Source organism: Pantoea sp. JKS000250 (assembly GCF_003201065.1).
Classification (GTDB): domain Bacteria; phylum Pseudomonadota; class Gammaproteobacteria; order Enterobacterales; family Enterobacteriaceae; genus Pantoea; species Pantoea vagans.
Window position 1 is genome coordinate 3,018,009 of record NZ_QICZ01000001.1, and the last position, 22,203, is coordinate 3,040,211.

Genomic DNA, 22,203 nt, shown 5'->3' on the forward strand with positions numbered 1-22,203 from the left:
GCTGCAATAAGGGCGTGGCTTTTTTTTGGGTGAGTGAAAACAACCCGAACTACGGTTCTCCCTGGCCTTAAAAACGATGTTAAAATCTGCCTGGTCATTTCTTTTCTGTCTCTGAAGCCGCTCACGGCCTCGCTTTCATCCTTTTTCACAAAAAGTAACCCTAAGTATTATCTGATAATAATCTGTCATCTTTCGCTATCTTAATGATTCTTAACTGTTAAATTTTTTTTAAGAATAGGCTTAAAGGCTGGCTGTTGTTTATTTGATTATGAATTATCAAAATACCGCCGGAATAAAGTTATTCCTCTGCTCAGGGATGAACGAGTGGGTTAAGAGTCTTCTTAATAAGCAAAATGGCATCTTAAACAGGGCCAGTTTTTAATCAAAGGCAGGAAAAGATGAATCGTATAACGTGGATCGATAATCTGCGGGGATTGAGTATTCTCGCAATTATTTTTTTGCATAGCACTATTGCCGTACATAATAATGCCGGACATTTTACCGCCTTCAGCAGCCTGTTAAATGAGATGCTGGCACCGGTAAGACTGGGGCTGATGTTCTTTGTTTCGGGTCTGTTTGTCGATGCCGGATTAAGAAAAGGCCTGGGTCCTTTTTTTAATAACAAAGTACGCAGTATTCTCTATCCGTTTGTGGTCTGGGTGGCGGTCTATGGCGGGTTAAAGATCCTGTTCAGCTCAATGGCAAATACGCCGCAGTCACCGATGAATATTATTCTCTCCCACCTGACCGGCGGCGGGGATATGACCTGGTTCCTGCACTCGCTATTTATCTTCTTTATAGTAATTATCTTTGCCCGCCACCTGCCATTCCTGCTGGTGTTTGCTATCTGTATGGCGCTGAGCTGGGCGCTGCCGGCCATCGATCCGGATGGCGTATTTGCCAGCTTCGACAATACGCACATCAACAAATCGCTTTATCTGTTTGTCTTTTTCTACCTGGGCGATTACGTGGTACGTAAGCAGGTGGATATCGCAGAGAAAGTACAGCATGGCCCGACGCTGTTAATCTCAGCGATCAGTTTTGTGCTGCTCTCCTGCCTGAATATCTTTATTCTGGAGCGTCATTCCCAGGCGTTATTATCACCGCTTGCACTCTTATCGGTGCCATTCTTTGTCTGGATTGCGCTGAAGCTGAAATCTGAGCTGGTCTACTACATTGGCGTCAATTCTATCGTCTTCTACCTGTCGCATTATCTGGCGATTCAGTTCTTCAGTAAGATTGTGAAGTTTGAAAGTCCGTCAGCCTGGGTGAATGACCTGAAATTCATTTCGGCGTTTCTGGTGGCGCTGGCGCTGCCATTGACAATATGTCTGATGAGAAAACGCGGCTGGTTTAATTTTCTCTTTACGATGAAAAAGTCATCGAAGCCGATGACAACCAAAGCGGTTTAACTGCAGAAGCAGAAACAAAAAGGGCCGCCCATGTTAATGGCGGCCCTTTTTTATCAGCTGATCGATTAATCAGGCAATTTGTACCGGCAATGCTTTCGCCAGACGCTTCATCTGGTTGTCACCTTCAAAATAGGCGACTTTAGGCTGCCACTGACGCGCGACGGCATCCTCTACCTGCACATAGGAGCAGATAATTAAAATATCGCCTTCGCAGGCGCAGCGGGCAGCCGCACCGTTGACCGAAATAATTTTCGAACCACGCTCAGCCGCGATAGCGTAGGTGGAAAAGCGCTGACCGTTAGTGACGTTATAAATATCGATCGCTTCATATTGCAGAATGCCGGAAGCATCCAGGAAATCCTGATCGATAGCGCAGGAGCCTTCATAATTGAGGTCCGCCTGCGTCACTTTTACGCGGTGCAATTTGCCTTGCAGAACTGTGCGAATCATAGCCAGAAACCTTATCAGAGAAATAAAATAACCTGCAGCGGGCGTACTTACAGCGTCAGGTCAACAGTTTGATTATCAATCAGTCGGGCTTTACCCAGCCAGGCGGCCATCAGCACCACCGCACGCTGGCTGTCCACCGTCAGCGGCTGCAGCGTTTCCGCATCACAGATTGCCAGGCCATCAGGACGCAATCCCTGTGCCAGCAGCGCCTCGCTGGCTGTCTCGATAATCTCTTCAATGTGACGCTCGCCGTTCTCAAGTCGCTGAGCCATCTGATGCATCACCTGGCTCAGCACCGGGGCCAGTTTGCGCTCATCGGATGTCAGGTAGCCGTTGCGTGAACTCAGTGCCAGGCCATCGTTCGCCCGCACGGTTGGTACGCCAACAATCTCAATGTCGAAGCCCATATCAGCCACCATCTTACGAATGATAGCCAGCTGCTGAAAATCCTTTTCACCGAAACAGGCGATATCGGGCTGCACCAGATTAAACAGTTTGCTGACGATGGTGGCCACGCCGCGAAAATGGCCTGGACGCGTTGCCCCTTCCAGCAGGGAAGAGAGCACTGGCACTTCAACAAAGGTCTGATTCTGCGCGCCCTGCGGATAGACTTCAGCCGGGGAGGGCGCAAAGACCACGTCAACCTGATGGCGGTTCAGCTTTTCACAATCTTCCTGCAGGGTGCGCGGGTAGCGCGCTAAATCATCAGCGCGATCAAACTGCATCGGATTGACAAAGATCGAGACAATGACGATGTCGCCGCGCGCCCGGGCTTCATCCACCAGCGTCAGATGGCCTTCATGCAGGTTGCCCATGGTCGGTACCAGCGCAATGCGTTTACCCTGCTGGCGCCAGCGACGGACTTCCTGGCGCAGCATCAGCAGCGTTTCAATGATCAACACGGTGACTCTCCTGAATTACTGGAAACTGTGCTCTGCCGCCGGATAGGTTCCGGCCTCGACTTCGGCGATATAGTGGCGAATCGCCGCGCGAACGTCGCCGGTCTCCGCCAGGAAATTTTTGGCAAATTTGGGAATATGACCGCCGGTTACGCCCAGCGCGTCATGCATCACCAGAATCTGACCATCGGTCACGTTACCGGCACCGATGCCGATCACCGGGATGGTAAGCGCCCCGGTGATCCGCTGCGCCAGCGACACCGGCACGCACTCCAGCACCATCAGCTGTGCGCCTGCCGCTTCCAGCGCCAGGGCATCGGCCAGCAGCTGATCGGCACCGGCCTCATCACGGCCCTGCACTTTATAGCCGCCAAAAATATTCACCGACTGCGGGGTCAGCCCAAGATGACCGCACACCGGCACGGCGCGTTCGGTCAGCATCTGTACGGTCTCTGCCAGCCAGCTGCCGCCTTCCAGTTTCACCATATTGGCACCGGCACGCATCAGCTGTGCGGCACTCTCAAAGGTCTGCTCTGGTGTGGCATAACTCATAAAGGGCAGGTCGGCGAGCAGCAGGGCCTGGGGCGCACCACGGCGCACGGCGGCGGTGTGATAGGCGATGTCGCTGACCGTAACCGGCAGGGTGGAGTCGTGCCCCTGCACCGTCATCCCTAAGGAATCACCAACCAGCAGCACCTGAATGCCTTCATCGGCAAACAGGCGGGCAAAACTGAAATCGTAGGCGGTCAGCGTCGCGAATTTTTTACCGCTGGCTTTCGCCTGACGCAGATGTGAAATCGTGGTGGGTTTCATGGCGCTCTCAACTCAGGAATTCTGATGGGCGCAGTTTACTGGATAGCGTGAAAGAGCGGAATCAGAGATGTGCGTTTGTCTGATCAGTCGTGCCACAGCACGATGTTGCTGCTGTCGAGGGTGGCCAGAACGGTGCTGAGTGCGCGGCCATCGGGCAGGCGGGCATTGGGCGCAATCGCCAGCAGGGGCACCAGCATAAAGGCGCGATTCAGCAGGTCGTAGTGCGGCACAATCAGCCGCTCAGTGTTAATGACTGCGTCGGCAAACAGCATGAGATCGATATCCAGCGTGCGCGGCCCCCAGCGTTCTTCCTTGCGCACCCGGCCATGATCCCGCTCAATCTGCTGGGTATGGTCAAGCAGGGCTTCAGCGCTGAGATCGGTTTCCAGCACCACGGCGGCATTGAGAAAATCGGGCTGATCGGGCGGGCCGTAAGGCGGCGTGCGATAGAACGGCGAGGTCGCGATGCGTTGCGTCTGCGGCAACGCATCCAGTGCTGTCAGCGCTGCATCAACCTGATGCAGCGGATCGGCCAGATTACTGCCTAACGCGAGGTAAACCCGTGTCATGACACGTTTTGATTGTCACGACGTGGCGCGGAAGAGCGGCGGCGCGGACGGCGCGATTTATTGCGCGGCACCGGATCGTCACCCAGATTATTCAGCATGTTTTTCTGATGCGGCGGCGCAGCGACCTGGAATTCACCCCACCACTGGCTCAGACGCAGCAGTTCCGGATTGTTTTCCACTTCCGCGCGCAGCGCCAGCAGATCGTATGCGGCGCGGAATTTCGGATGCTCCATCAGTTTCCAGGCGCGTTTACCGTGACGGCGTGACATGCGTAACTGCAGCAACCAGATATCGCGGATCAGCGAGGTAATACGTTTTGGAATCGCCAGCGCACGGCAGGCTTCGTCCAGCGTATCGTTCATCGCCATCGCAAAGGCTTCGAAGTAGGTCAGGCCACTCTCCTGCGCAATGCGTTCGGCCGCCTCAAGCTGCGGATACCAGAACATCGCTGCAAACAGGAACGCCGGATTCACGCGCATGTCGTTATGAATGCGGTTGTCGGTGTTTTTCAGCACCTGTGCCAGCATCCGCTCCATGTGACTGTCACTGTTTTCCGTGAAGTTGCGCGCCAGCGTCGGGAACAGCGGCTGGAACAGCTGATATTCACACAGCTTCAGATACGTGCTGTAGCCATAACCCGCCTGCAACAGCTTCAGGGACTCTTCAAACAGGCGCGCAGGCGGGATATCACGCAGCAGCGAGGCCAGACGGGGAATCGGCTCGGCGGTTTCCGGCGCAATGCTCATATTGAGCTTGGCGGCAAAGCGCGCGACGCGCAGCATGCGCACCGGATCTTCGCGGTAGCGGGTTTCCGGATCGCCAATCAGGCGAATGATGCCCTGTTCGAGATCGCTGATGCCGCCAACGTAGTCGCGCACGCTGAAATCAGCCACGCTGTAGTAGAGGCTGTTGATGGTGAGATCGCGACGCTGGGCATCATCTTCGATAGAGCCGAAGATATTGTCGCGCAGCAGCATGCCGCTCTGGGCGCGCTGCGAACTGTTGCGATCTTCCGCAATCTCTTCAACCTGATGATGACCACGGAAGGTGGCGACTTCGATCACTTCCGGGCCAAACATCACGTGTGCCAGCCGGAAACGGCGACCGACCAGCCGACAGTTGCGGAACAGCTTGCGCATCTGCTCAGGCGTGGCGTTAGTGGTCACGTCGAAATCTTTGGGTTTTTGCCCCAGTAGCAAATCGCGCACGCCACCGCCTACCAGATAGGCTTCATAACCGGCTTTGTTCAGGCGATAGAGCACTTTGAGGGCATTTTCGCTGATGTCTTTACGTGAGATGGTATGGCTTTCACGAGGGATGATGGTCATCAGACGCTCTGGTTCAACCTCTGCTGGGGCTTCCTCTTCATCACGCTTCAGGACTTTCCGGCAAAAATTAGCTACTCGGGTAAAAATGGGACACCTCGACAGTGGCAATTAGGGTGTAGGTAAAATCAGCGGCTAATCATAGCCTGTTGAGAACCGTTTGAGAATGCTGTTGTCTATGCATCCGGTTTCAGGGCGTTCTGTTGCGGCATCAAAGCGATATTCCACTGTGACATCGCGTCAGACAGCAGTTTGTCCTGCGTTAAGTCCTGCCAGCCGCCTGAAACAGGCTGTCCGAGGAAGCGTAATGCCGCTACCAGCAGGGGTCTGGCATCGCCATCGGGCAGCGAAGGCGCATGATTCTGCTTCGATAACTTATTGCCATCGTGATTAAGCGCCAGCGGCAGGTGCAGCCAGGCCGGCACCGGCCAGCCAAACTGCTGATAAAGCGCAATCTGCCGTACCGTCGGCTCAATCAAATCTGCGCCGCGCACCACTTCGGTAATGCCCTGAAAATGGTCATCGACGACCACCGCCAGGTTGTAGGCAAACAGGCCATCACGACGGTGAATAATAAAATCTTCCTGCGCCAGACGTCTGTCCGCCTCTACGCGCCCGCGTAATCGATCGTCAAAGGCAAAGACCGGCGCATGCTGGCGTAAACGCAGCGCGGCATTCTCTGGTCCGCGTTGCCGTTCACGGCAGTAACCATCATAGAAACCGCCAATCTCCTGAATGCGACGTCGGGGACAGGTGCAGAAATAGCTCTGACGATGCTGCTGCAGCCAGGCCAGTGCGTCACGATAGGCCTCGTGACGTTGCGACTGCCACAGTACCTCGCCATCCCACGTCAAACCGTAGTGTTCCAGCTGATGCAGAATGCGGCTGGCGGCACCCGGCACTTCCCGTGGCGGATCGATATCTTCCATTCTCACCCGCCAGATGCCGTTTTGCGCGCGCGCGCTCAGGTAACTGCCCAGGGCAGCAATCAGCGAGCCAAAATGAAGTTCACCAGAGGGAGAAGGGGCGAAGCGACCAATGCAGGAAGGTGACATAGGGTTCAGAAGTGACCACGCAGCGGACAACACAACGGTTTTTCCACTGCGTGGTAACAGGCTGGACGCGACATTAGCCGGCCATTTGTTTCTCACGAATTTCTGCTAACGTCTTACAGTCGATGCAGAGATCGGCAGTAGGACGTGCTTCGAGACGGCGGATACCAATCTCAACGCCACAGGAATCGCAATAACCGAAGTCGTCGTCTTCGACTTTCTTCAGCGTCTTCTCGATCTTTTTAATCAGTTTACGTTCGCGATCGCGGTTACGCAGCTCCAGGCTGAATTCCTCTTCCTGCGCGGCACGGTCAACCGGGTCCGGGAAGTTAGCGGCTTCATCCTGCATGTGCGATACGGTACGATCGACTTCGTCCCGCAATTGATTACGCCAGGCTTCCAGAATCTTGCGAAAATGGGTCAGCTGCGCGTCGTTCATATACTCTTCGCCAGGCTTAACCTGATAAGGCTCAACGCCAGCGATAGCGAGAATACTCAGGGACGATGTTTTACGGTTTTGACCTTCTTGCATGTTGCTTCTCCTGGATAACACGCACTATACCCTCTGACTTACGTCCCGCAGGGGCGTTACTGCCGGCCTGCATCTGACGTCTGCGGGGTACATCGATCCCCCATTGGGGAAAAAAACAGGCCGCTATAAATAACAGAAGCAGTCAGGGTTGGCAATTCTTCATGAACACACCTTGACAAGCCTGTGAGGAACAGCGTAATCAGCCCTTAGCTCAGAACATTCTTACCACATAAAATTGCAAAAGATATTACAAGGTTACGTTGATTGGCGATTTAAGAAACATTCCCTCTGCCGATAAGTCTGCCTGATACGCTAAAACCTCTACACCTTCCCGTTGCGCCTGAGCCAGTTGTTCTGCATACGCCGCATCAATGTGGCGTGCCGGGGAAACGTCCTCAATCCCCGAGTGCAAAACGGCAAACAATAAAACGGCCCGATGACCCTCTGCCGCCACTGTCGCCAGCTCGCGCAGGTGTTTCTGTCCTCGAATCGTCACCGCATCCGGAAAATAGCCTTTACCTTCATGTAAAAGGGTTACGGATTTCACCTCAATATAGCAGTTGCGCCGTGCCTCTGCTTTGAGCAGGAAATCAATTCTGCTTTTTTCACTGCCATATTTCACTTCCGCCTGTCGATGCGAATAACCGGCCAGCGATGGCAGCTGATGCTGGTCCAGCGCTTCAGCCACCAGCTGGTTCGCGCGCAGGGTATTCACGCAGATCCAGTGGCCCTGTTGCGTTTCGGTCAGTTCCCAGCTGTGAGGGTATTTGCGCGTCAGGCTGTCGGACGTGGAATACCAGACTGTATCGCCCGGCGTGGCGCAGCCGGTCATGGCACCAGTGTTGGCGCAATGAATCGTCAGCACTTCGCCTTCTGGCGTCTCGACATCGGCCAGGAAACGTTTGTAACGGGCGATCAGGCGGGCGGATTTAAGGGGCGGAGAGAAGTGCATGCGGATCCTGAGACGTTAATAGCCAGCTGGCCAGCGCGCGGTAGCGGGTGCGGCCCCGGGCATAGTCAGAGGTGAACAGTGAAAAGGTGGAGACGCGAAAACGCCAGTGGAAACCGCGAGGTGGCAATGCAACCGGCTGGGTGGCCTGGCGTAACAGCGTGATGTGTGGATGAAACGGCTGTGGGCTTTGATAACAGCCATGCCGGGCAGCCTGCGCCCGCAGCAGGCTGGCGAGCTGCAGCAGGCCGCGAGGCGCGCGCTGGCAGCCGAGCCAGACCACGCCGGGACGCGGCCAGTGCCCGGCATCATCCAGGTCGAGATCGAAACCGGGCTGGACGATGCGGGAGGCCAGCATCTGCAGGCGCAGTGAGGTTTCCGGTGCAACCTCACCCAGAAACGCCAGCGTCAGGTGCAGATTCGCTGCGACCACAGGCGTGCCTGCCTCTGCAGGAAAGGTGTCGGCCCGCCAGCGCACCAGCTGTTGCTGCATTTCGTCAGGCAGGCTGATGGCAAAAAATAAGCGTTGTGTCGCCATGGCGCTCTCCGGCAAATATCACGTGCTACAATGCGCGCCATCTTAGCACAGGCAGAAGCGGAGTTTGCTGTGAGCGATTTACCGGTCAGCGCGGTGCTGCCAGACATCCTGGCGGCGCTGCGTGACGCCTCTCAAATCCTGCTGGCCGCCCCTACTGGCGCGGGCAAATCGACCTGGCTGCCGCTGCAGTTGTTGCAGCAGGCGGCGCTGCCAGGACGCATCATTATGCTGGAGCCACGCCGGCTGGCGGCACGTAATGTGGCGCAGCGGCTGGCGGAGCAGCTCGGCGAACAGCCGGGTGCCACGGTGGGATTCCGGATGCGTGGCGAAAGCTGCGTCGGGCCAGAAACCCGGCTGGAAGTCGTTACCGAAGGGATGCTCACGCGCATGCTCCAGCATGATCCGATGCTGGAGGGCGTGTCGCTGGTGATCCTCGATGAGTTTCACGAGCGCAGCCTGCAGGCCGATCTGGCGCTGGCGCTGCTGCTCGATGTGCAGCAGGGATTACGCGACGACCTTAAAATCATGCTGATGTCCGCCACGCTCGACAATGCCCGGCTGGCGGCGCTGCTGCCGGATGCGCCACTGATTATTTCAGAAGGGCGCAGCTATCCGGTTGAATGGCGTTACGCGTCGCTGAATCAGAACGTACGCTTTGAAGAGGCGGTCGCGCGTGAAGTCGCTCAACTGCTGCGCGATGAAGAGGGTTCACTGCTACTGTTTCTGCCGGGCGTGGCAGAAATTGAACGGGTAAAGCGTGAGCTGGAATCACGCATCAGTGACGATGTGGATCTGACACCACTCTATGGCGCACTGCCGCTGGCGGCGCAGCGACGGGCGATCCTGCCCGCCGCCGCCGGACGTCGCAAAGTGGTGCTTGCCACTAATATCGCCGAGACCAGCCTGACCATTGAGGGGATTCGCCTGGTAGTCGACAGTGCGCTGGAGCGCAGCGCCCTGTTTGACGCTCGCAGCGGCGTAACGCGTCTGCAGACGCAGCGCATCAGCCAGGCCTCAATGATTCAGCGCGCAGGTCGCGCCGGGCGACTGATGCCGGGAATCTGTCTGCATCTGCTGCCGCAGGAGCAGGCGTCACGTGCAGCAGCGCAGAGCGAACCGGAAATCGTGAACAGCGATCTCTCGTCGCTGTGGCTGGATCTGCTGCAGTGGGGCTGTACCGGGCCGCAACAGCTGCAGTGGCTGGATCAGCCGCCCGCCAGAAATCTGGACGCGGCACAACGGCAGCTGACCCGTCTGGGTGCGCTGGACAGCAACGGCCTGCTTAACACACTGGGACGGCGTATGGCACAGCTGGGTTGCGATCCGCGACTTGCTGCTATGCTCTGTGCCGCAGGCGATGAGCCGGATGCGGTCGCCAGCGCCGCGCTGCTGGTGGCGATTCTGGAAGATCCTCCACGCAGCGGCAGTGCCGATCTGCGTGATGCGCTGCATCGGCCTCAGGCTCAATGGCAGCGGCGGGCGCAGCAGTGGCAGCAGCGACTCAACATTCGTGGCGGACGGGTGGATAAAGATCGCCTCGCTGGCCTGCTGGCAGTGGGGTTTGGCGATCGGCTGGCGCGGCGTCGCGATCAGAGCGGTCGCTATCAACTGGCCAATGGGCTGGGGGCCAGACTCGATGAGCAGGATGGCCTGACGCGCAACGAATGGCTGATTGCACCCGCCCTGTTGCAGGGCAGTGCGACGCCGGATGCCCGGATGCTGCTGGCACTGCCGGTTGACATTGAAACGCTGTGCCAGCAGCAGCCCGCACTGATTGAGCGCCGGACTGAAGTAGAGTGGGACGAAGAGAAGGGCACGCTGCGTGCGTTCAGACGTGAGCAGATTGGCGCGTTGATACTCCGCACCCAGCCGATGGCGCGCCCGGAGCCGGACGTTCTGCACGCCGCCATACTGCGCTGGATCGCCGAAAAAGGTCTGTCGGTATTGGGCTGGACGCCGGATGCCGAACAGTTGCGCCTGCGCATCCAGTGTGCGGCACAGTGGCTGCCGGAAGAGAGCTGGCCCGCTATGGACGATCAGACGTTGCTTGAGAGCCTGCCGCAGTGGCTGTTGCCGCAGATGTCAGCGGTACGCGATCTGCGCAGCCTGCAGGCGGTAAACCTGACCACGGCGCTCTTACATTTACTCACATGGTCACAACGTCAGCGGCTGGATAGTGTGCTGCCAACTCATTACACTGTGCCGACCGGAAGCCGGCTGCCGATTCGCTACGATGCGGATAAGCCGCCCGCGCTGGCGGTCAGGATTCAGGAGATGTTTGGCGAAGCGCAGAATCCCACCGTGGCGGAAGGACGTATTCCGCTGGTGCTGGAGCTGCTATCGCCCGCCCAGCGACCGTTGCAGATCACCCGCGATCTGGCGGCGTTCTGGCGCGGTGCCTGGCCGGAGGTCAGGAAAGAGATGAAGGGACGCTATCCGAAACACCTCTGGCCAGAGGATCCGGCCACCGCTTTGCCAACAAGGCGAACCAAAAAAATGTCCCCGCAGGGTTGAGTCCGCTGGATCGAATTCAGAGGGTTCTGCCATGCGGCACGCGAGAAAGCAGTTAGAGTAGCGGCGCTGCCGTAAGCACTGCCTGGAGAAGAAAAGTAATGTCTGGGAACGATCGCGAACCAATAGGGCGCAAAGGTAAACCGTTGCCGCCGCGCAGCAGTGCGGGCCGGGGACGACGCAGGGATATCGAACAGGATATCGATCAGGACGATTTTAATGATGACGAGGAGGAAGCGCCGGTGCCACGTAAAGGTAAAGGTGGAAAACCGCCGCGCGGCAAACGCCGTTGGCTGGGATGGATAATTAAACTGTTCCTGGTGTTTGTGGTGGTTATGGCCGCGTGGGGCATCTACCTTGACTCGGAAATTCGCAGTCGTATTGACGGTAAGGTGTGGCAACTGCCCGCCACCGTCTATGGCCGCATGGTCAGCCTGGAACCGGGCATGGCCTACAACAAAAGTGAAATGGTGGCGCTGCTGGAAGGGACTCAGTATCGCGAAGTCTCCCGTATCACCCGCCCCGGCGAGTTTTCGGTGAAGGGCAACACCATTGATCTGCTGCGTCGCCCGTTTGATTTCCCCGACAGTAAAGAGGGGCAGATCCACGCGCGTATGAGCTTCACGAAAGATGAGCTGAGCGAGATTAAAAACCTCGAAACCGGCCGTGATTTTGGCTTTTTCCGCCTCGATCCGCGCCTGATCACCATGCTGCAGTCGCCGAATGGTGAACAGCGACTCTTCGTGCCGCGCACCGGTTTCCCGGATCTGCTGGTCGATACGCTGATCGCCACTGAAGATCGCCATTTCTATGAGCATGATGGTATCAGCCCGTACTCCATTGGTCGCGCTTTCCTGGCGAACATCACGGCAGGAAAAGCGGTGCAGGGCGGCAGTACGCTGACGCAGCAGCTGGTGAAGAACCTGTTCCTGACCAATGAGCGTTCGCTGTGGCGTAAAGCGCGTGAAGCCTATATGGCGGTGATCATGGATGCGCGCTACAGCAAAGATCGCATCCTGGAGCTCTACCTGAACGAGGTCTATCTCGGTCAGGCGGGCAGCGATCAGATCCGCGGTTTCCCGCTGGCGAGCCTCTACTACTTTGGCCGTCCGGTAGATGAACTGAGTCTGGATCAGCAGGCGATGCTGGTTGGCATGGTGAAAGGGGCATCGCTCTATAACCCGTGGCGCAACCCGAAACTGGCGCTGGAACGCCGCAACCTGGTGCTGCGCCTGTTGCAGCAGCAGAAAGTGATCGACCAGGAGCTGTATGACATGCTGTCGGCGCGTCCGCTGGGCGTGCAGCCAAAAGGGGGCGTGATCACGCCGCAGCCTGCCTTTATGCAGATGGTGCGTAACGAGCTTCAGGCGAAACTGGGCGACAAGATTAAAGATCTCTCCGGCGTGAAAATCTTCACCACGCTAGACCCGGTGTCGCAGGATGCAGCTGAAAAAGCGGTGGTTGATGGCATTCCGACGCTGAAAAAACAGCGCGGCCTGAAAGATCTGGAAACCGCGATGGTGGTGGTTGACCGCTTCAGCGGCGAAGTCCGTGCCATGGTCGGCGGTGCCGATCCGCAATACGCCGGTTACAACCGTGCGCTGCAGGCACGTCGCTCTATCGGTTCACTGGCGAAACCGGCGACCTACCTCACCGCGCTGAGCCAGCCAAACAGCTACCGCCTGAACAGCTGGATCGCCGATGAGCCGATTGCGCTGAAGCAGCCAAATGGCACCATCTGGAAACCGATGAACGACGATCGTCGTTTCAGCGGCAAAGTGATGCTGGTGGATGCGCTGACCAACTCCATGAACGTGCCGACGGTTAACCTCGGTATGACGCTGGGGCTGGATGCGGTGGTCGATACCTGGAATAAGCTGGGCGTGCCGAAAGAGCAGCTGCATCCGGTGCCGGCGATGCTGCTGGGTGCCCTGAACCTGACGCCGGTTGAAGTGGCGCAGGCGTTCCAGTCGATCGCCAGCGGCGGTAACCGCGCGTCACTTTCAGCGGTGCGTTCAGTGATTGCGGAAGATGGCAGCGTGCTCTATCAGAGCTATCCGCAGGCGCAGCGTGTGGAACCGGCGCAGGCGGCTTATCTGACGCTTTACACCATGCAGCAGGTCGCTGACCACGGTACTGCCCGTGCGCTGGGCGCGCGTTTCCCGAATGCCCATCTGGCCGGGAAAACCGGTACCACTAACGACCTGATCGACAGCTGGTTTGCCGGTATTGATGGTAAAGAAGTGGCGATCACCTGGGTAGGGCGCGATAACAACCAGCCGACCAAACTCTATGGCGCCAGCGGTGCGATGCAGCTCTATCGTCGCTACCTCGACAATCAGGCACCGATGCCGTTGCAGCTGACGCCGCCGGAAGATGTGTCGATGATGAATGTCGATTCGGCCGGTAACTTTGTCTGTGGCACGGGCAGCAGCACCTGGCGTTCTCTGCCAGTGTGGGCGCTGGATCCGAATGCGCTGTGTCAGCAACAGCAGCAGCAGGTTCAGCAGCAGCAACAGCTGTTTGACCAGCAACAGCAGCAGCAACAGCCGCAACAGCAACCAGCCCAGCAACCGCAGGAGCAGAAAGACAGCGACGGCGTAGCAGGGTGGATAAAAGATATGTTTGGCAAATAAATCAGTCAGACAGGTTAAAAAGGGCGCTTCGGCGCCCTTTTTTTGTTTGTGATCAATACGTGTAAATGGCCCTGCAAACGGCGTCACTACTGGGATTTCTGCTTGCAGTGTCCGCGGCAGTTCGCATATTATCTAATCCGTTATAATAATCATTATCGTTTCGATTCGCTCGCCTGAGCCTATTTTAAGAGACACCTTTTTATGAATGCGCGAACGACTTTTGCAGACAACACCAAAAAAACATTTTCCCGGCCGCTTCTGGGCGTCATGATCTCACTGAGCCTGAGCTCCTCGCTTTACGCCGCGCAGCCAGAGACCATGGTGGTCTCGGCGGATGGCGGCAGCGGCGTCGAGGCGGAAAGCGCCTGGGGGCCGGCACCGACGGTGGCAGCAAAACACAGCGCCACCGGCACCAAAACCGATACCCCGATTGAAAAAAACCCGCAGTCTGTCTCCGTGGTTACCCGCGAAGAGATGGAGATGCGCAACGTGACCAGCGTGAAAGGGGCGTTTAACTATACGCCTGGCGTGCTGACCGGTAACCGTGGCAGCTCAGATGTGATTGATGCGCTTTCGATTCGCGGCTTCAGCGAAACCAATACCAACCAGTATCTGGATGGCCTGAAACTTCAGGGAGATAACTACTCTGAGTTTGCCATCGATCCCTACTTCCTGGAGCGCGCTGAACTGCTGCGCGGTCCGGTCTCTGTGCTTTATGGTAAAAGCAATCCGGGCGGTGTCGTCTCACTGGTGAGCAAGCGTCCCACCCAGGAAACCCTGCGCGAAGTGCAGTTTCAGATGGGCAATGACAATCTCTTCTCGACCGGCTTTGACTTTGGCGGTGCGCTGGATGATAACGGCGTCTACAGCTATCGCCTGACCGGTCAGGCGCGCAGTCAGGATGCGCAGCAGTCGATGAACAAAGAGAAGCGCTACACCATTGCCCCGTCATTCAGCTGGCGTCCCGACGATCGCACCCGCATTGACCTGCTGACCTATTTCCAGAACGAGCCAGAAACCGGCTATTACGGCTGGTTGCCGCGCCAGGGCACCGTGGTGCCGATCACCCGTGCCGATGGCAGCCAGTACAAACTGCCGACCGACTTCGACGAAGGCGAGCAGAGCAATAAGATTTCGCGCACCACCAAAATGGTGGGCTATAACGCCGAGCACAGCCTCAACGACACCTGGACGCTGCGCCAGAACCTGCGTTATGCCGACCTGCGCACCGATTACCGCAGTATCTATGGCAATGGTTTCAATACAGCAACTCAGGAGATTACCCGTGGTTCAGCGGTCTCCAGCGAGACGCTGAACCAGTTTGCCGTGGATACTCAGGCGCAGGCGAAATTCGCCACCGGCCAGGTCGATCATACGCTGCTGCTGGGTGTGGATTTCCAGCGTACCCGCAATGATATCGACGCACAGTTTGGCTCGGCATCCAGCCTGAATGCGGTTAACCCGCAATATGGCGATGATAGTGTGACGCCGTTTGCCGATCCTTATCAGCATCTGAATAAGCAGCGTCAGACCGGCCTCTATGCACAGGATCAGATGGAGTGGAACCGCTGGGTGCTGACGCTGGGTGGCCGCTACGACTATGCCATGAACTCCGTTTACGATCGGGTGGCAGACAGTGTTGATCGCCAGAACGATCAGGCCTTTACCTGGCGTGGTGGTCTGAACTATGTGTTTGATAACGGCATCGCGCCTTACTTTAGTTACAGCGAAGCCTTTATTCCGAATGCGGGTTCAACCTATGACGGTCAGGCATTTGATCCGTCACGCGCTAAGCAGTATGAAGCGGGCGTGAAGTATGTACCGAAAGATCGCCCAGTGGTGCTCACCGCCGCGCTTTACCAGCTGACCAAAACCAAAAACCTGACTGCCGATCCGGATACGGCTAATCATCCGTTTGCCAGCGTACAGAGCGGTGAAATCCGGTCGCGCGGCGTAGAGCTGGAAGCTAAAGCGGCGCTAAATGCCAACGTTAACCTGACGGCCTCCTACACCTACACTGATGCGGAATACACCGAAGACACTCAGCTTAAAGGCAAAACGCCGGTGCAGGTGCCGAAGCATATGGCTTCACTCTGGAGCGACTACTCCTTCCACGAAACCGCCTTATCGGGTGTGACAGTGGGCGCAGGTGTGCGTTATGTCGGCGAAAGCCAGGGGCTCTACAGCACCGGCACGGAGCAGAACCAGAACTTTAAGGTAGCCGGTTACACCACGGTGGATGCGGCGCTGAAGTATGATCTGGGTCGTTTCGGTCTGCCAGGTTCGACGGTAGGCGTCAACGTTAACAATCTGTTCAACCGCGAGTATGTCGCCAGTTGCTATCGTGAATACGCCTGCTACTGGGGTGCGGAACGCCAGATTGTCGGCACCGCGACCTTCAGATTCTGATTTAACCGGGCGCTCCGGCGCCCGTTCACAGGGATAATCATGCCGCATCCGCACGCAGAAGAGGCAACCTTCAGGCTGGAGAATGCCAGTTTCGAGGTGCCCGGCCGCACTCTCCTCCAGCCCCTGTCGCTGACTTTTCCACCGGGTAAAATGACCGCGCTGATTGGTCACAACGGCTCGGGCAAATCGACGCTGCTGAAAATGCTGGGCCGTCATCATGCGGCCAGCAGCGGAGAGGTTTTGCTGAATCAGCAGCCGGTCGGGCGATGGAACAGTAAAGCCTTTGCCCGCGAGGTGGCCTATCTGCCGCAGCAATTACCGGCAGCCGAAGGGATGACGGTGCGTGAGCTGGTGGCGATTGGCCGCTATTCCTGGCACGGGGCGCTGGGGCGCTTTGGTCAGGAGGATCGCGATAGGGTGGAGGATGCCATTACGCAGGTCGGGCTAAAGCCCTTTGCCGGTCGGCTGGTGGACAGTCTGTCAGGCGGTGAGCGTCAGCGCGCCTGGCTGGCGATGATGGTGGCGCAGAACAGCCGCTGTCTGCTGCTGGATGAACCGACCTCGGCGCTGGATATTGCCCATCAGGTTGAGGTACTGGCGCTGATCAAAGATCTGAGCCAGCAGCGCGGCCTGACAGTGATTGCGGTGCTGCACGATATCAATATGGCGGCACGCTACTGCGATCATCTGGTGGCGCTGCGTCAGGGCGCGATGATTGCCGAAGGTGACGCCGGAGCGATTATGCAGCCTGAGGTGCTCGGTGCAATTTATGGCATTCCGATGGGCATTTTACCGCACCCGCAGGGCGGCGCGCCGGTTAGTTTTGTCTGTTAAGGAAAGGATGATGCCCGATCTTTATCGCCGCCGACTGTTGCTGGCACTGGCGGCCTCGCCGCTGTTTTGTGCGCTTCCTCTGCGTGCTGCCACGCCGAATCCGGGTCGGATTATTGCACTGGAGTGGTTACCCACCGAACTGCTGATCGCGCTGGGCGTTACTCCCTTTGGCGTGGCCGATCTGCACAACTACAACATCTGGGTAGGTGAGCCGAAGCTGCCTGCAGACGTGATCGACGTCGGTCTGCGCACCGAACCCAATCTTGAGCTGATGGCGCAAATGCAGCCGTCGCTGATCCTTTGCTCCAATGGCTATGGCCCGCCCAAAGAGAAACTGACGCGCATCGCACCCATCATGGGCTTCGACCTTCACAGCGGCGACGGAAAACCCTTCACCGCCGCGCGCGCATCACTGCGTCAGCTGGCGGCGCGCCTGGGATTAAGCGAGCGGGCGGAGCAGCATCTGCGTGAGGTCGATGATCAGCTGGCAGCGGCGCGTGAGCGGCTGGCACCCTATGCCGGACGCACGCTTCTGCTGATGTCGCTGCTCGACAGTCGTCACGCCATTACCTTCGGTAAAAACAGCCTGTTCCTGGAAGTGATGACCCTGCTGGGCCTGAAAAATGGCTGGCAGGGTGAAACCAATTTCTGGGGCAGCGCAGTGATCGGCATCGAACAGCTGGCGCAGGCCGGGGAGGTGGATGTTATCTGTTTCGATCACGACAACGACGTGGAGATGCAGCAGCTGATGCGCAGTCCGCTGTGGCAGGCCATGCCGTTTGTCCGCACCGGACGCTTTCAGCGCGTCCCGGCGGTCTGGTATTACGGTGCAACGCTCTCGGCGCTGCACTTTGTTCGCGTGCTGGAACGCGCGCTGGAGACGCACTGATGCGCCATGCTCTGTTTCCCGCAGGCCTTCTCAGCCTGCTGTTTCTGCTCTCACTCAGCCTGACGCTGGTTAATCTGCATTACGCGCTGCCACAGGCTGAATGGTGGCAGGCACTCTGGTCACCGACGATCGATAGCCTGCCGCAGATGGTGTTTCACTACAGCCTGCTGCCACGTACGGCGCTGGCGCTGCTGGTGGGTGCCGGACTGGGGTTAGCCGGTCTGCTGTTTCAGCAGATCTTGCGCAACCCGCTGGCGGAGCCGACGACGCTGGGCGTCTCTTCCGGCGCGCAACTGGGCATTACCGTCGCGACGCTGTGGCATCTGCCGGGCGGGGCGCTGACACAGCAGTTTGCTGCGCTCAGCGGGGCGCTGCTGGTAGGCGCGCTGGTGTTTGGTGTGGCCTGGAGCAAACGTCTGTCGCCAGTGACGCTGATTCTGGCCGGGCTGGTACTGAGCCTGTACAGCGGCGCGGTCAATCAAATCTTCGCAATCTTCAATCACGATCAGCTGCAGAACATGTTTCTGTGGAGCACCGGCGCGCTGAATCAGATGAGCTGGGAAAACGTGCAGCAGCTCTGGCCGCGCCTGCTGCTGGCGTTTGTGCTGGCACTGGCGCTGCTGCGTCCGCTGACGCTGATGGGGCTGGATGATGGTGTCGCGAAAAACCTGGGTCTGGCGCTCTCTGTGGCGCGGATTGGCGGCCTTGGACTGGCGATTCTGCTCAGCGCACAGCTGGTCAATGTCGCCGGTATCATCGGCTTTATCGGGCTGTTTGCACCGCTACTGGCGAAGCTGCTGGGTGGACGACGGCTCCTCACCCGGATGCTGCTGGCACCGCTGACTGGCGCGCTGCTGCTGTGGCTGGCAGACAGCTGCGTGTTATGGCTCAGCACGCACTGGCGCGATATCCCGACCGGCACGGCCACGGCCCTGCTTGGCGTACCGATTCTGCTGTGGCTGCTGCCGCGACTGCGCACCGGTTCAGTGCCGCCCGCGCTGAATCAGGGTGACAATGTGCCCGCCGAGCGACAGAACCTGCTGCGCTGGGCGTTGATCGGTCTCGCTGTTCTGGCGCTGCTGGGGTGGGGGGCGCTCGCGTTTGGGCGTGATGCGCAGGGCTGGAGCGGGTCCGCAGGCGAGATGCTGCAATCACTGCTGCCGTGGCGCGCACCGCGCGTGCTGGCGGCGCTGGTAACCGGTCTGATGCTGGGCGTGGCGGGAAGTCTGATTCAGCGGCTGACCGGCAATCCTATGGCCAGCCCGGAAGTACTGGGCATCAGTTCCGGGGCCGCCTGCGGCGTAGTGGTCATGATGTTCTTTGTGCCGGGCGATGCGATGGCCTGGCTGCTGCCCGCCGGTGCGGTGGGGGCCGCGCTGACGCTGCTGGTGATTATGGCGGTAGCCAGCCGTGGCGGCTTCTCGCCGGAGCGGATGCTGCTGGCGGGTATGGCGCTTAACAGCGCCTTTGTCACCCTGCTGATGCTGCTGCTGGCCAGCGGCGATCCGCGCATGGGCGGGTTGCTGAGCTGGATCTCCGGCTCGACCTATAACATCAGCGGCAGTCAGGCAGTTCAGAGCGCAATCTGCGCGCTGGTGCTGGTGTCGCTGGCTCCGCTGGCGAGCCGCTGGCTGACGCTGCTGCCGCTGGGAAGTGCGACCGCGCGCTCGGCGGGTATGGCATTGACGCCTGCACGGCTGAGTCTGCTGCTGCTGGCGGCAGCACTGACCGCCAGCGCGACGCTGACTATCGGTCCGCTGAGTTTTGTCGGACTCATGGCACCGCATATGGCGCGCATGCTGGGATTCCGGCGGGCTTTGCCACAGCTGTTGCTGTCGGGATTGCTGGGAGGCGGATTGATGATGCTGGCTGACTGGTGCGGGCGGATGCTGGCGTTTCCGGATCAAATCCCTGCCGGACTGATGGCGACGTTTTTAGGTGCGCCTTACTTTATCTGGCTGCTGCGGCGTTCAGGTTAAAAAAAAGACCGGTGCAAGCCGGTCTGAGCTTATTAACAAAGTCTGGCCCGATTGGCTGTGAGACTGAGCCTGCGAAGGGAACACGGTCAGATCGGAAAGAAGCAAAAGCCGTCATCCCTGACACGCTCGTCCCGCGCCGTCCCTGGCGCGGGACGCTTTCCTCCTCTGCCCGTGTTCCCTTCGTGTTGAGTTTTATGTTGCTGTGAGATTCGGGACCAGCTGCTGCCGGTCTTTGTCTTTAACGCTGCCGAAATTACAGCTTCGCGAAACAACGACGCGCGGCGTCGACCGTGCGCTGAATGTCCTCTTCGCTGTGCGCCAGCGACATAAAGCCTGCTTCATAAGCTGATGGCGCAAAGTAAACGCCTTCCTCTAGCATCAGATGGAAGAAAGTTTTAAAGCGCTCTACATCGCAGCGGGTCACATCGGCATAACAGGTCACGCTGTCAGCCTCGGTGAAGAACAGGCCAAACATCCCGCCAACATGGTTGATCACCAGCGGGATATTTTGCTGTTGTGCTGCCTCGCGCAGACCCTCAGCCAGCTGGCGGGTCAGGGCATTCAGCTTTTCGTGCGTACCAGGCTGCGCGATCTGCGTCAGGCAGGCAAAACCGGCGGCCATCGCGATCGGGTTACCGGAGAGCGTCCCCGCCTGATAGACCGGGCCGGTCGGGGCCAGCGCGGCCATCACGTCGCGACGTCCACCGAATGCGCCAACCGGCATCCCGCCACCGATAATTTTTCCAAGGCAGGTCAGGTCAGGACGCACATTGTAGTGAGCCTGTGCGCCGCCCAGCGCCACGCGGAAACCGGTCATCACTTCATCAATAATCAGCAGTGCGCCGAACTCATCACAGAGCGCGCGCAGGCCTGGCAGGAATTCTGGCTGCGGCAGAATGCAGTTCATGTTGCCGGCAACCGGCTCAACGATGATGGCCGCGATGGCATCAGGATATTGCTCAAAGGCACTGCGCACTGAGTCGAGGTCGTTAAAGGTGCAGGTCAGGGTGTGTTTAGCGAAATCAGCCGGTACGCCCGGCGAGTTTGGCTGACCCAGCGTCAGGGCACCAGAACCGGCTTTCACCAGCAGATGATCGGCGTGACCGTGATAGCAGCCTTCAAACTTGATAATTTTATCGCGGCCGGTAAAGCCACGTGCCAGGCGAATCGCGCTCATGGTCGCTTCGGTGCCGGAGTTGACCATCCGCACCATCTCCATGGAAGGCACCAGCTCACACACCAGCTGCGCCATGGTCACTTCCATTTCGGTCGGTGCGCCAAAGCTCAGGCCGCGCTGGGCCGCTTCGATCACGGCATTGCGGATCGCCGCATTGTTATGACCCAGCACCATCGGGCCCCATGAGCCGACATAGTCGATATAGGCTTTGCCATCGGCGTCATAGAGATACGCGCCATCAGCATGTTCAATAAACAGCGGAACGCCGCCCACACCGGTAAATGCGCGTACTGGCGAGTTTACCCCGCCCGGGATCAGGCGTTGTGCCTCGGCAAACAGTTGTTCGGACTTACTCATTTTCGGCTCCAGCGGTTCATAAAAATATTGCACCATTCTACGGAAGAGGGGCAGCAGACGAAAGGCGGATTCACTCGCCGCGCCCTTAACGGAGGTGAAAGCGGCACAGAGTGCGAAGGGCAGAGCTTGATTGCGCTGAGGTGCTGGCTGATAATAGCGGTATTAAGGTCGTTTTCTGACCTGGGCGTTTACCGGAGTAAAACATGAGTGATGAAGTAGTAGCACTGCCGTTGCAGTTTACCGACGCCGCAGCCACCAAGGTGAAGAACCTGATTGCCGACGAAGAGAACCCGGCGCTGAAACTTCGCGTCTATATTACCGGTGGCGGTTGCAGTGGTTTCCAGTACGGCTTCACCTTTGATGATCAGCTGAATGATGGCGACATGACGATCGAAAAGCAGGGCGTCTCGCTGGTGGTTGACCCGATGAGCCTGCAATATCTGGTGGGCGGTTCAGTGGATTATACCGAAGGTCTGGAAGGCTCACGCTTTATCGTGACCAATCCGAATGCCAAAACCACCTGTGGCTGTGGCTCTTCCTTCAGTATCTGATGACGAAGGCCGTCATCGCGACGGCCTCGTTTACCACTCTATTGTGACCAGCCGGTTACTCTGTTTCACACTTCCCTGCGACTGAATCTGACTATGGGTCACGCGTGGCTGCGCGCTTGCCTGTCTGCCGCAGTTCACCTGCGGCGCGGGCTGACCGTTAGCCGTGTTGATTTCACAGCGTGAATAGATGACAAGCCTGGCGCCTATAGAGCCATTAATCGATCCCGCAAATGCAGATCCGGCGAGCGATAGCCCTATGGCCAGCAGCAGTGCTCTGGTCATAGATGGTTCCTGGTGTTTTAAAAAAGCGCCGTGGCGCTA

19 protein-coding genes are annotated in these 22,203 nt (G+C 58.0%); 8 read left to right on the plus strand and 11 right to left on the minus strand.

Features of this window, described 5'->3' with window-relative positions; all coding sequences use genetic code 11:
• Positions 1–398: 398 nt before the first annotated feature.
• A complete protein-coding gene (locus BY447_RS14190; protein ID WP_013356814.1) occupies positions 399–1,412 on the plus strand; it encodes an acyltransferase family protein in 1,014 nt (337 codons plus the stop codon).
• Positions 1,413–1,481: 69 nt separating this feature from the next.
• Here the strand turns inward: BY447_RS14190 and panD are convergent, their stop codons facing one another.
• The 9 genes from panD to thpR form a co-directional block, all read right to left on the minus strand.
• A complete protein-coding gene (panD, locus tag BY447_RS14195) occupies positions 1,482–1,862 on the minus strand; it encodes an aspartate 1-decarboxylase (RefSeq protein ID WP_013356815.1) in 381 nt (126 codons plus the stop codon).
• A gap of 47 nt (positions 1,863–1,909) precedes the next feature.
• Complete coding sequence (panC, locus tag BY447_RS14200) at positions 1,910–2,764, minus strand: pantoate--beta-alanine ligase (protein ID WP_033781903.1); 855 nt, start codon at positions 2,762–2,764, stop codon at positions 1,910–1,912.
• Between the two features lie 15 nt (positions 2,765–2,779).
• Positions 2,780–3,574 (minus strand): 3-methyl-2-oxobutanoate hydroxymethyltransferase, encoded by a 795-nt coding sequence (gene panB / locus BY447_RS14205; RefSeq protein ID WP_013356817.1) that lies wholly within the window; start codon positions 3,572–3,574, stop codon positions 2,780–2,782.
• An 83-nt stretch (positions 3,575–3,657) separates the two neighbouring features.
• Entirely contained in the window at positions 3,658–4,143 is a 486-nt protein-coding gene (gene folK / locus BY447_RS14210; protein ID WP_110331383.1) for a 2-amino-4-hydroxy-6-hydroxymethyldihydropteridine diphosphokinase, read from the minus strand.
• Positions 4,140–5,558, minus strand: a complete 1,419-nt coding sequence (gene pcnB, locus BY447_RS14215) for a polynucleotide adenylyltransferase PcnB (protein WP_218832235.1) — start codon at positions 5,556–5,558, stop codon at positions 4,140–4,142. Before pcnB ends, folK begins: the two co-directional genes overlap by 4 nt.
• 86 nt (positions 5,559–5,644) lie before the next feature.
• Positions 5,645–6,523 carry a tRNA glutamyl-Q(34) synthetase GluQRS gene (gene gluQRS / locus BY447_RS14220; RefSeq protein ID WP_110331384.1) on the minus strand — a complete coding sequence of 293 codons (879 nt, stop codon included), beginning with the start codon at positions 6,521–6,523 and terminating at the stop codon, positions 5,645–5,647.
• A gap of 73 nt (positions 6,524–6,596) precedes the next feature.
• On the minus strand, positions 6,597–7,052 hold the full coding sequence (dksA, locus tag BY447_RS14225) for an RNA polymerase-binding protein DksA (protein ID WP_008925615.1): 456 nt from the start codon (positions 7,050–7,052) through the stop codon (positions 6,597–6,599).
• Between the two features lie 247 nt (positions 7,053–7,299).
• Positions 7,300–8,004, minus strand: a complete 705-nt coding sequence (gene sfsA / locus BY447_RS14235) for a DNA/RNA nuclease SfsA (RefSeq protein WP_110331385.1) — start codon at positions 8,002–8,004, stop codon at positions 7,300–7,302.
• Positions 7,982–8,539, minus strand: a complete 558-nt coding sequence (gene thpR, locus BY447_RS14240) for an RNA 2',3'-cyclic phosphodiesterase (RefSeq protein ID WP_110331386.1) — start codon at positions 8,537–8,539, stop codon at positions 7,982–7,984. Before thpR ends, sfsA begins: the two co-directional genes overlap by 23 nt.
• Before the next feature lie 30 nt (positions 8,540–8,569).
• Here thpR and hrpB point away from each other — a divergent pair, with 30 nt between their 5' ends.
• The 6 genes from hrpB (at position 8,570) to fhuB (ending at position 19,797) form a co-directional block, all read left to right on the plus strand.
• Positions 8,570–11,053 (plus strand): ATP-dependent helicase HrpB, encoded by a 2,484-nt coding sequence (gene hrpB, locus BY447_RS14245; RefSeq protein WP_110331387.1) that lies wholly within the window; start codon positions 8,570–8,572, stop codon positions 11,051–11,053.
• A gap of 98 nt (positions 11,054–11,151) precedes the next feature.
• Positions 11,152–13,686: a bifunctional glycosyl transferase/transpeptidase gene (mrcB, locus tag BY447_RS14250; protein WP_095706176.1), complete on the plus strand. Its 2,535-nt coding sequence runs from the start codon at positions 11,152–11,154 to the stop codon at positions 13,684–13,686.
• 201 nt (positions 13,687–13,887) lie between these two features.
• The gene (gene fhuA / locus BY447_RS14255) at positions 13,888–16,095 is read left to right on the plus strand and encodes a ferrichrome porin FhuA (protein WP_110331388.1); all 2,208 of its coding nucleotides are present in this window, start codon (positions 13,888–13,890) and stop codon (positions 16,093–16,095) included.
• Between the two features lie 39 nt (positions 16,096–16,134).
• Positions 16,135–16,929, plus strand: a complete 795-nt coding sequence (gene fhuC / locus BY447_RS14260; RefSeq protein WP_110331389.1) for a Fe3+-hydroxamate ABC transporter ATP-binding protein FhuC — start codon at positions 16,135–16,137, stop codon at positions 16,927–16,929.
• 10 nt (positions 16,930–16,939) lie between these two features.
• The gene (fhuD, locus tag BY447_RS14265; protein WP_110331390.1) at positions 16,940–17,818 is read left to right on the plus strand and encodes a Fe(3+)-hydroxamate ABC transporter substrate-binding protein FhuD; all 879 of its coding nucleotides are present in this window, start codon (positions 16,940–16,942) and stop codon (positions 17,816–17,818) included.
• Positions 17,818–19,797, plus strand: a complete 1,980-nt coding sequence (fhuB, locus tag BY447_RS14270) for a Fe(3+)-hydroxamate ABC transporter permease FhuB (protein ID WP_013356827.1) — start codon at positions 17,818–17,820, stop codon at positions 19,795–19,797. The genes fhuD and fhuB overlap by 1 nt, the downstream gene beginning before the upstream one ends.
• Before the next feature lie 253 nt (positions 19,798–20,050).
• On the opposite strand, the gene hemL is transcribed toward fhuB, so the two are convergent.
• Positions 20,051–21,331, minus strand: coding sequence for a glutamate-1-semialdehyde 2,1-aminomutase (gene hemL, locus BY447_RS14275; RefSeq protein WP_110331391.1), 1,281 nt, complete (start codon positions 21,329–21,331; stop codon positions 20,051–20,053).
• Positions 21,332–21,534: 203 nt separating this feature from the next.
• Between hemL and erpA the strand changes: the two genes are divergently transcribed.
• The gene (erpA, locus tag BY447_RS14280) at positions 21,535–21,882 is read left to right on the plus strand and encodes an iron-sulfur cluster insertion protein ErpA (RefSeq protein WP_008925625.1); all 348 of its coding nucleotides are present in this window, start codon (positions 21,535–21,537) and stop codon (positions 21,880–21,882) included.
• Between the two features lie 30 nt (positions 21,883–21,912).
• Here the strand turns inward: erpA and BY447_RS14285 are convergent, their stop codons facing one another.
• Positions 21,913–22,164 carry a hypothetical protein gene (locus tag BY447_RS14285; protein ID WP_033781925.1) on the minus strand — a complete coding sequence of 84 codons (252 nt, stop codon included), beginning with the start codon at positions 22,162–22,164 and terminating at the stop codon, positions 21,913–21,915.
• Positions 22,165–22,203 lie beyond the last annotated feature (39 nt).

What these genes read in the sequence shown, in the direction of transcription:
- thpR (WP_110331386.1), bottom strand. Translation starts at nt 8,539, where the DNA reads ATGGCGACACAACGCTTATTTTTTGCCATCAGCCTGCCTGACGAAATG.
- erpA (WP_008925625.1), top strand. Translation starts at nt 21,535, where the DNA reads ATGAGTGATGAAGTAGTAGCACTGCCGTTGCAGTTTACCGACGCCGCA.
- fhuC (WP_110331389.1), top strand. Translation starts at nt 16,135, where the DNA reads ATGCCGCATCCGCACGCAGAAGAGGCAACCTTCAGGCTGGAGAATGCC.
- gluQRS (WP_110331384.1), bottom strand. Translation starts at nt 6,523, where the DNA reads ATGTCACCTTCCTGCATTGGTCGCTTCGCCCCTTCTCCCTCTGGTGAA.
- dksA (WP_008925615.1), bottom strand. Translation starts at nt 7,052, where the DNA reads ATGCAAGAAGGTCAAAACCGTAAAACATCGTCCCTGAGTATTCTCGCT.
- sfsA (WP_110331385.1), bottom strand. Translation starts at nt 8,004, where the DNA reads ATGCACTTCTCTCCGCCCCTTAAATCCGCCCGCCTGATCGCCCGTTAC.
- panB (WP_013356817.1), bottom strand. Translation starts at nt 3,574, where the DNA reads ATGAAACCCACCACGATTTCACATCTGCGTCAGGCGAAAGCCAGCGGT.
- fhuB (WP_013356827.1), top strand. Translation starts at nt 17,818, where the DNA reads ATGCGCCATGCTCTGTTTCCCGCAGGCCTTCTCAGCCTGCTGTTTCTG.
- fhuD (WP_110331390.1), top strand. Translation starts at nt 16,940, where the DNA reads ATGCCCGATCTTTATCGCCGCCGACTGTTGCTGGCACTGGCGGCCTCG.
- BY447_RS14285 (WP_033781925.1), bottom strand. Translation starts at nt 22,164, where the DNA reads ATGACCAGAGCACTGCTGCTGGCCATAGGGCTATCGCTCGCCGGATCT.
- fhuA (WP_110331388.1), top strand. Translation starts at nt 13,888, where the DNA reads ATGAATGCGCGAACGACTTTTGCAGACAACACCAAAAAAACATTTTCC.
- hrpB (WP_110331387.1), top strand. Translation starts at nt 8,570, where the DNA reads ATGCGCGCCATCTTAGCACAGGCAGAAGCGGAGTTTGCTGTGAGCGAT.
- panD (WP_013356815.1), bottom strand. Translation starts at nt 1,862, where the DNA reads ATGATTCGCACAGTTCTGCAAGGCAAATTGCACCGCGTAAAAGTGACG.
- BY447_RS14190 (WP_013356814.1), top strand. Translation starts at nt 399, where the DNA reads ATGAATCGTATAACGTGGATCGATAATCTGCGGGGATTGAGTATTCTC.
- folK (WP_110331383.1), bottom strand. Translation starts at nt 4,143, where the DNA reads ATGACACGGGTTTACCTCGCGTTAGGCAGTAATCTGGCCGATCCGCTG.
- mrcB (WP_095706176.1), top strand. Translation starts at nt 11,152, where the DNA reads ATGTCTGGGAACGATCGCGAACCAATAGGGCGCAAAGGTAAACCGTTG.
- hemL (WP_110331391.1), bottom strand. Translation starts at nt 21,331, where the DNA reads ATGAGTAAGTCCGAACAACTGTTTGCCGAGGCACAACGCCTGATCCCG.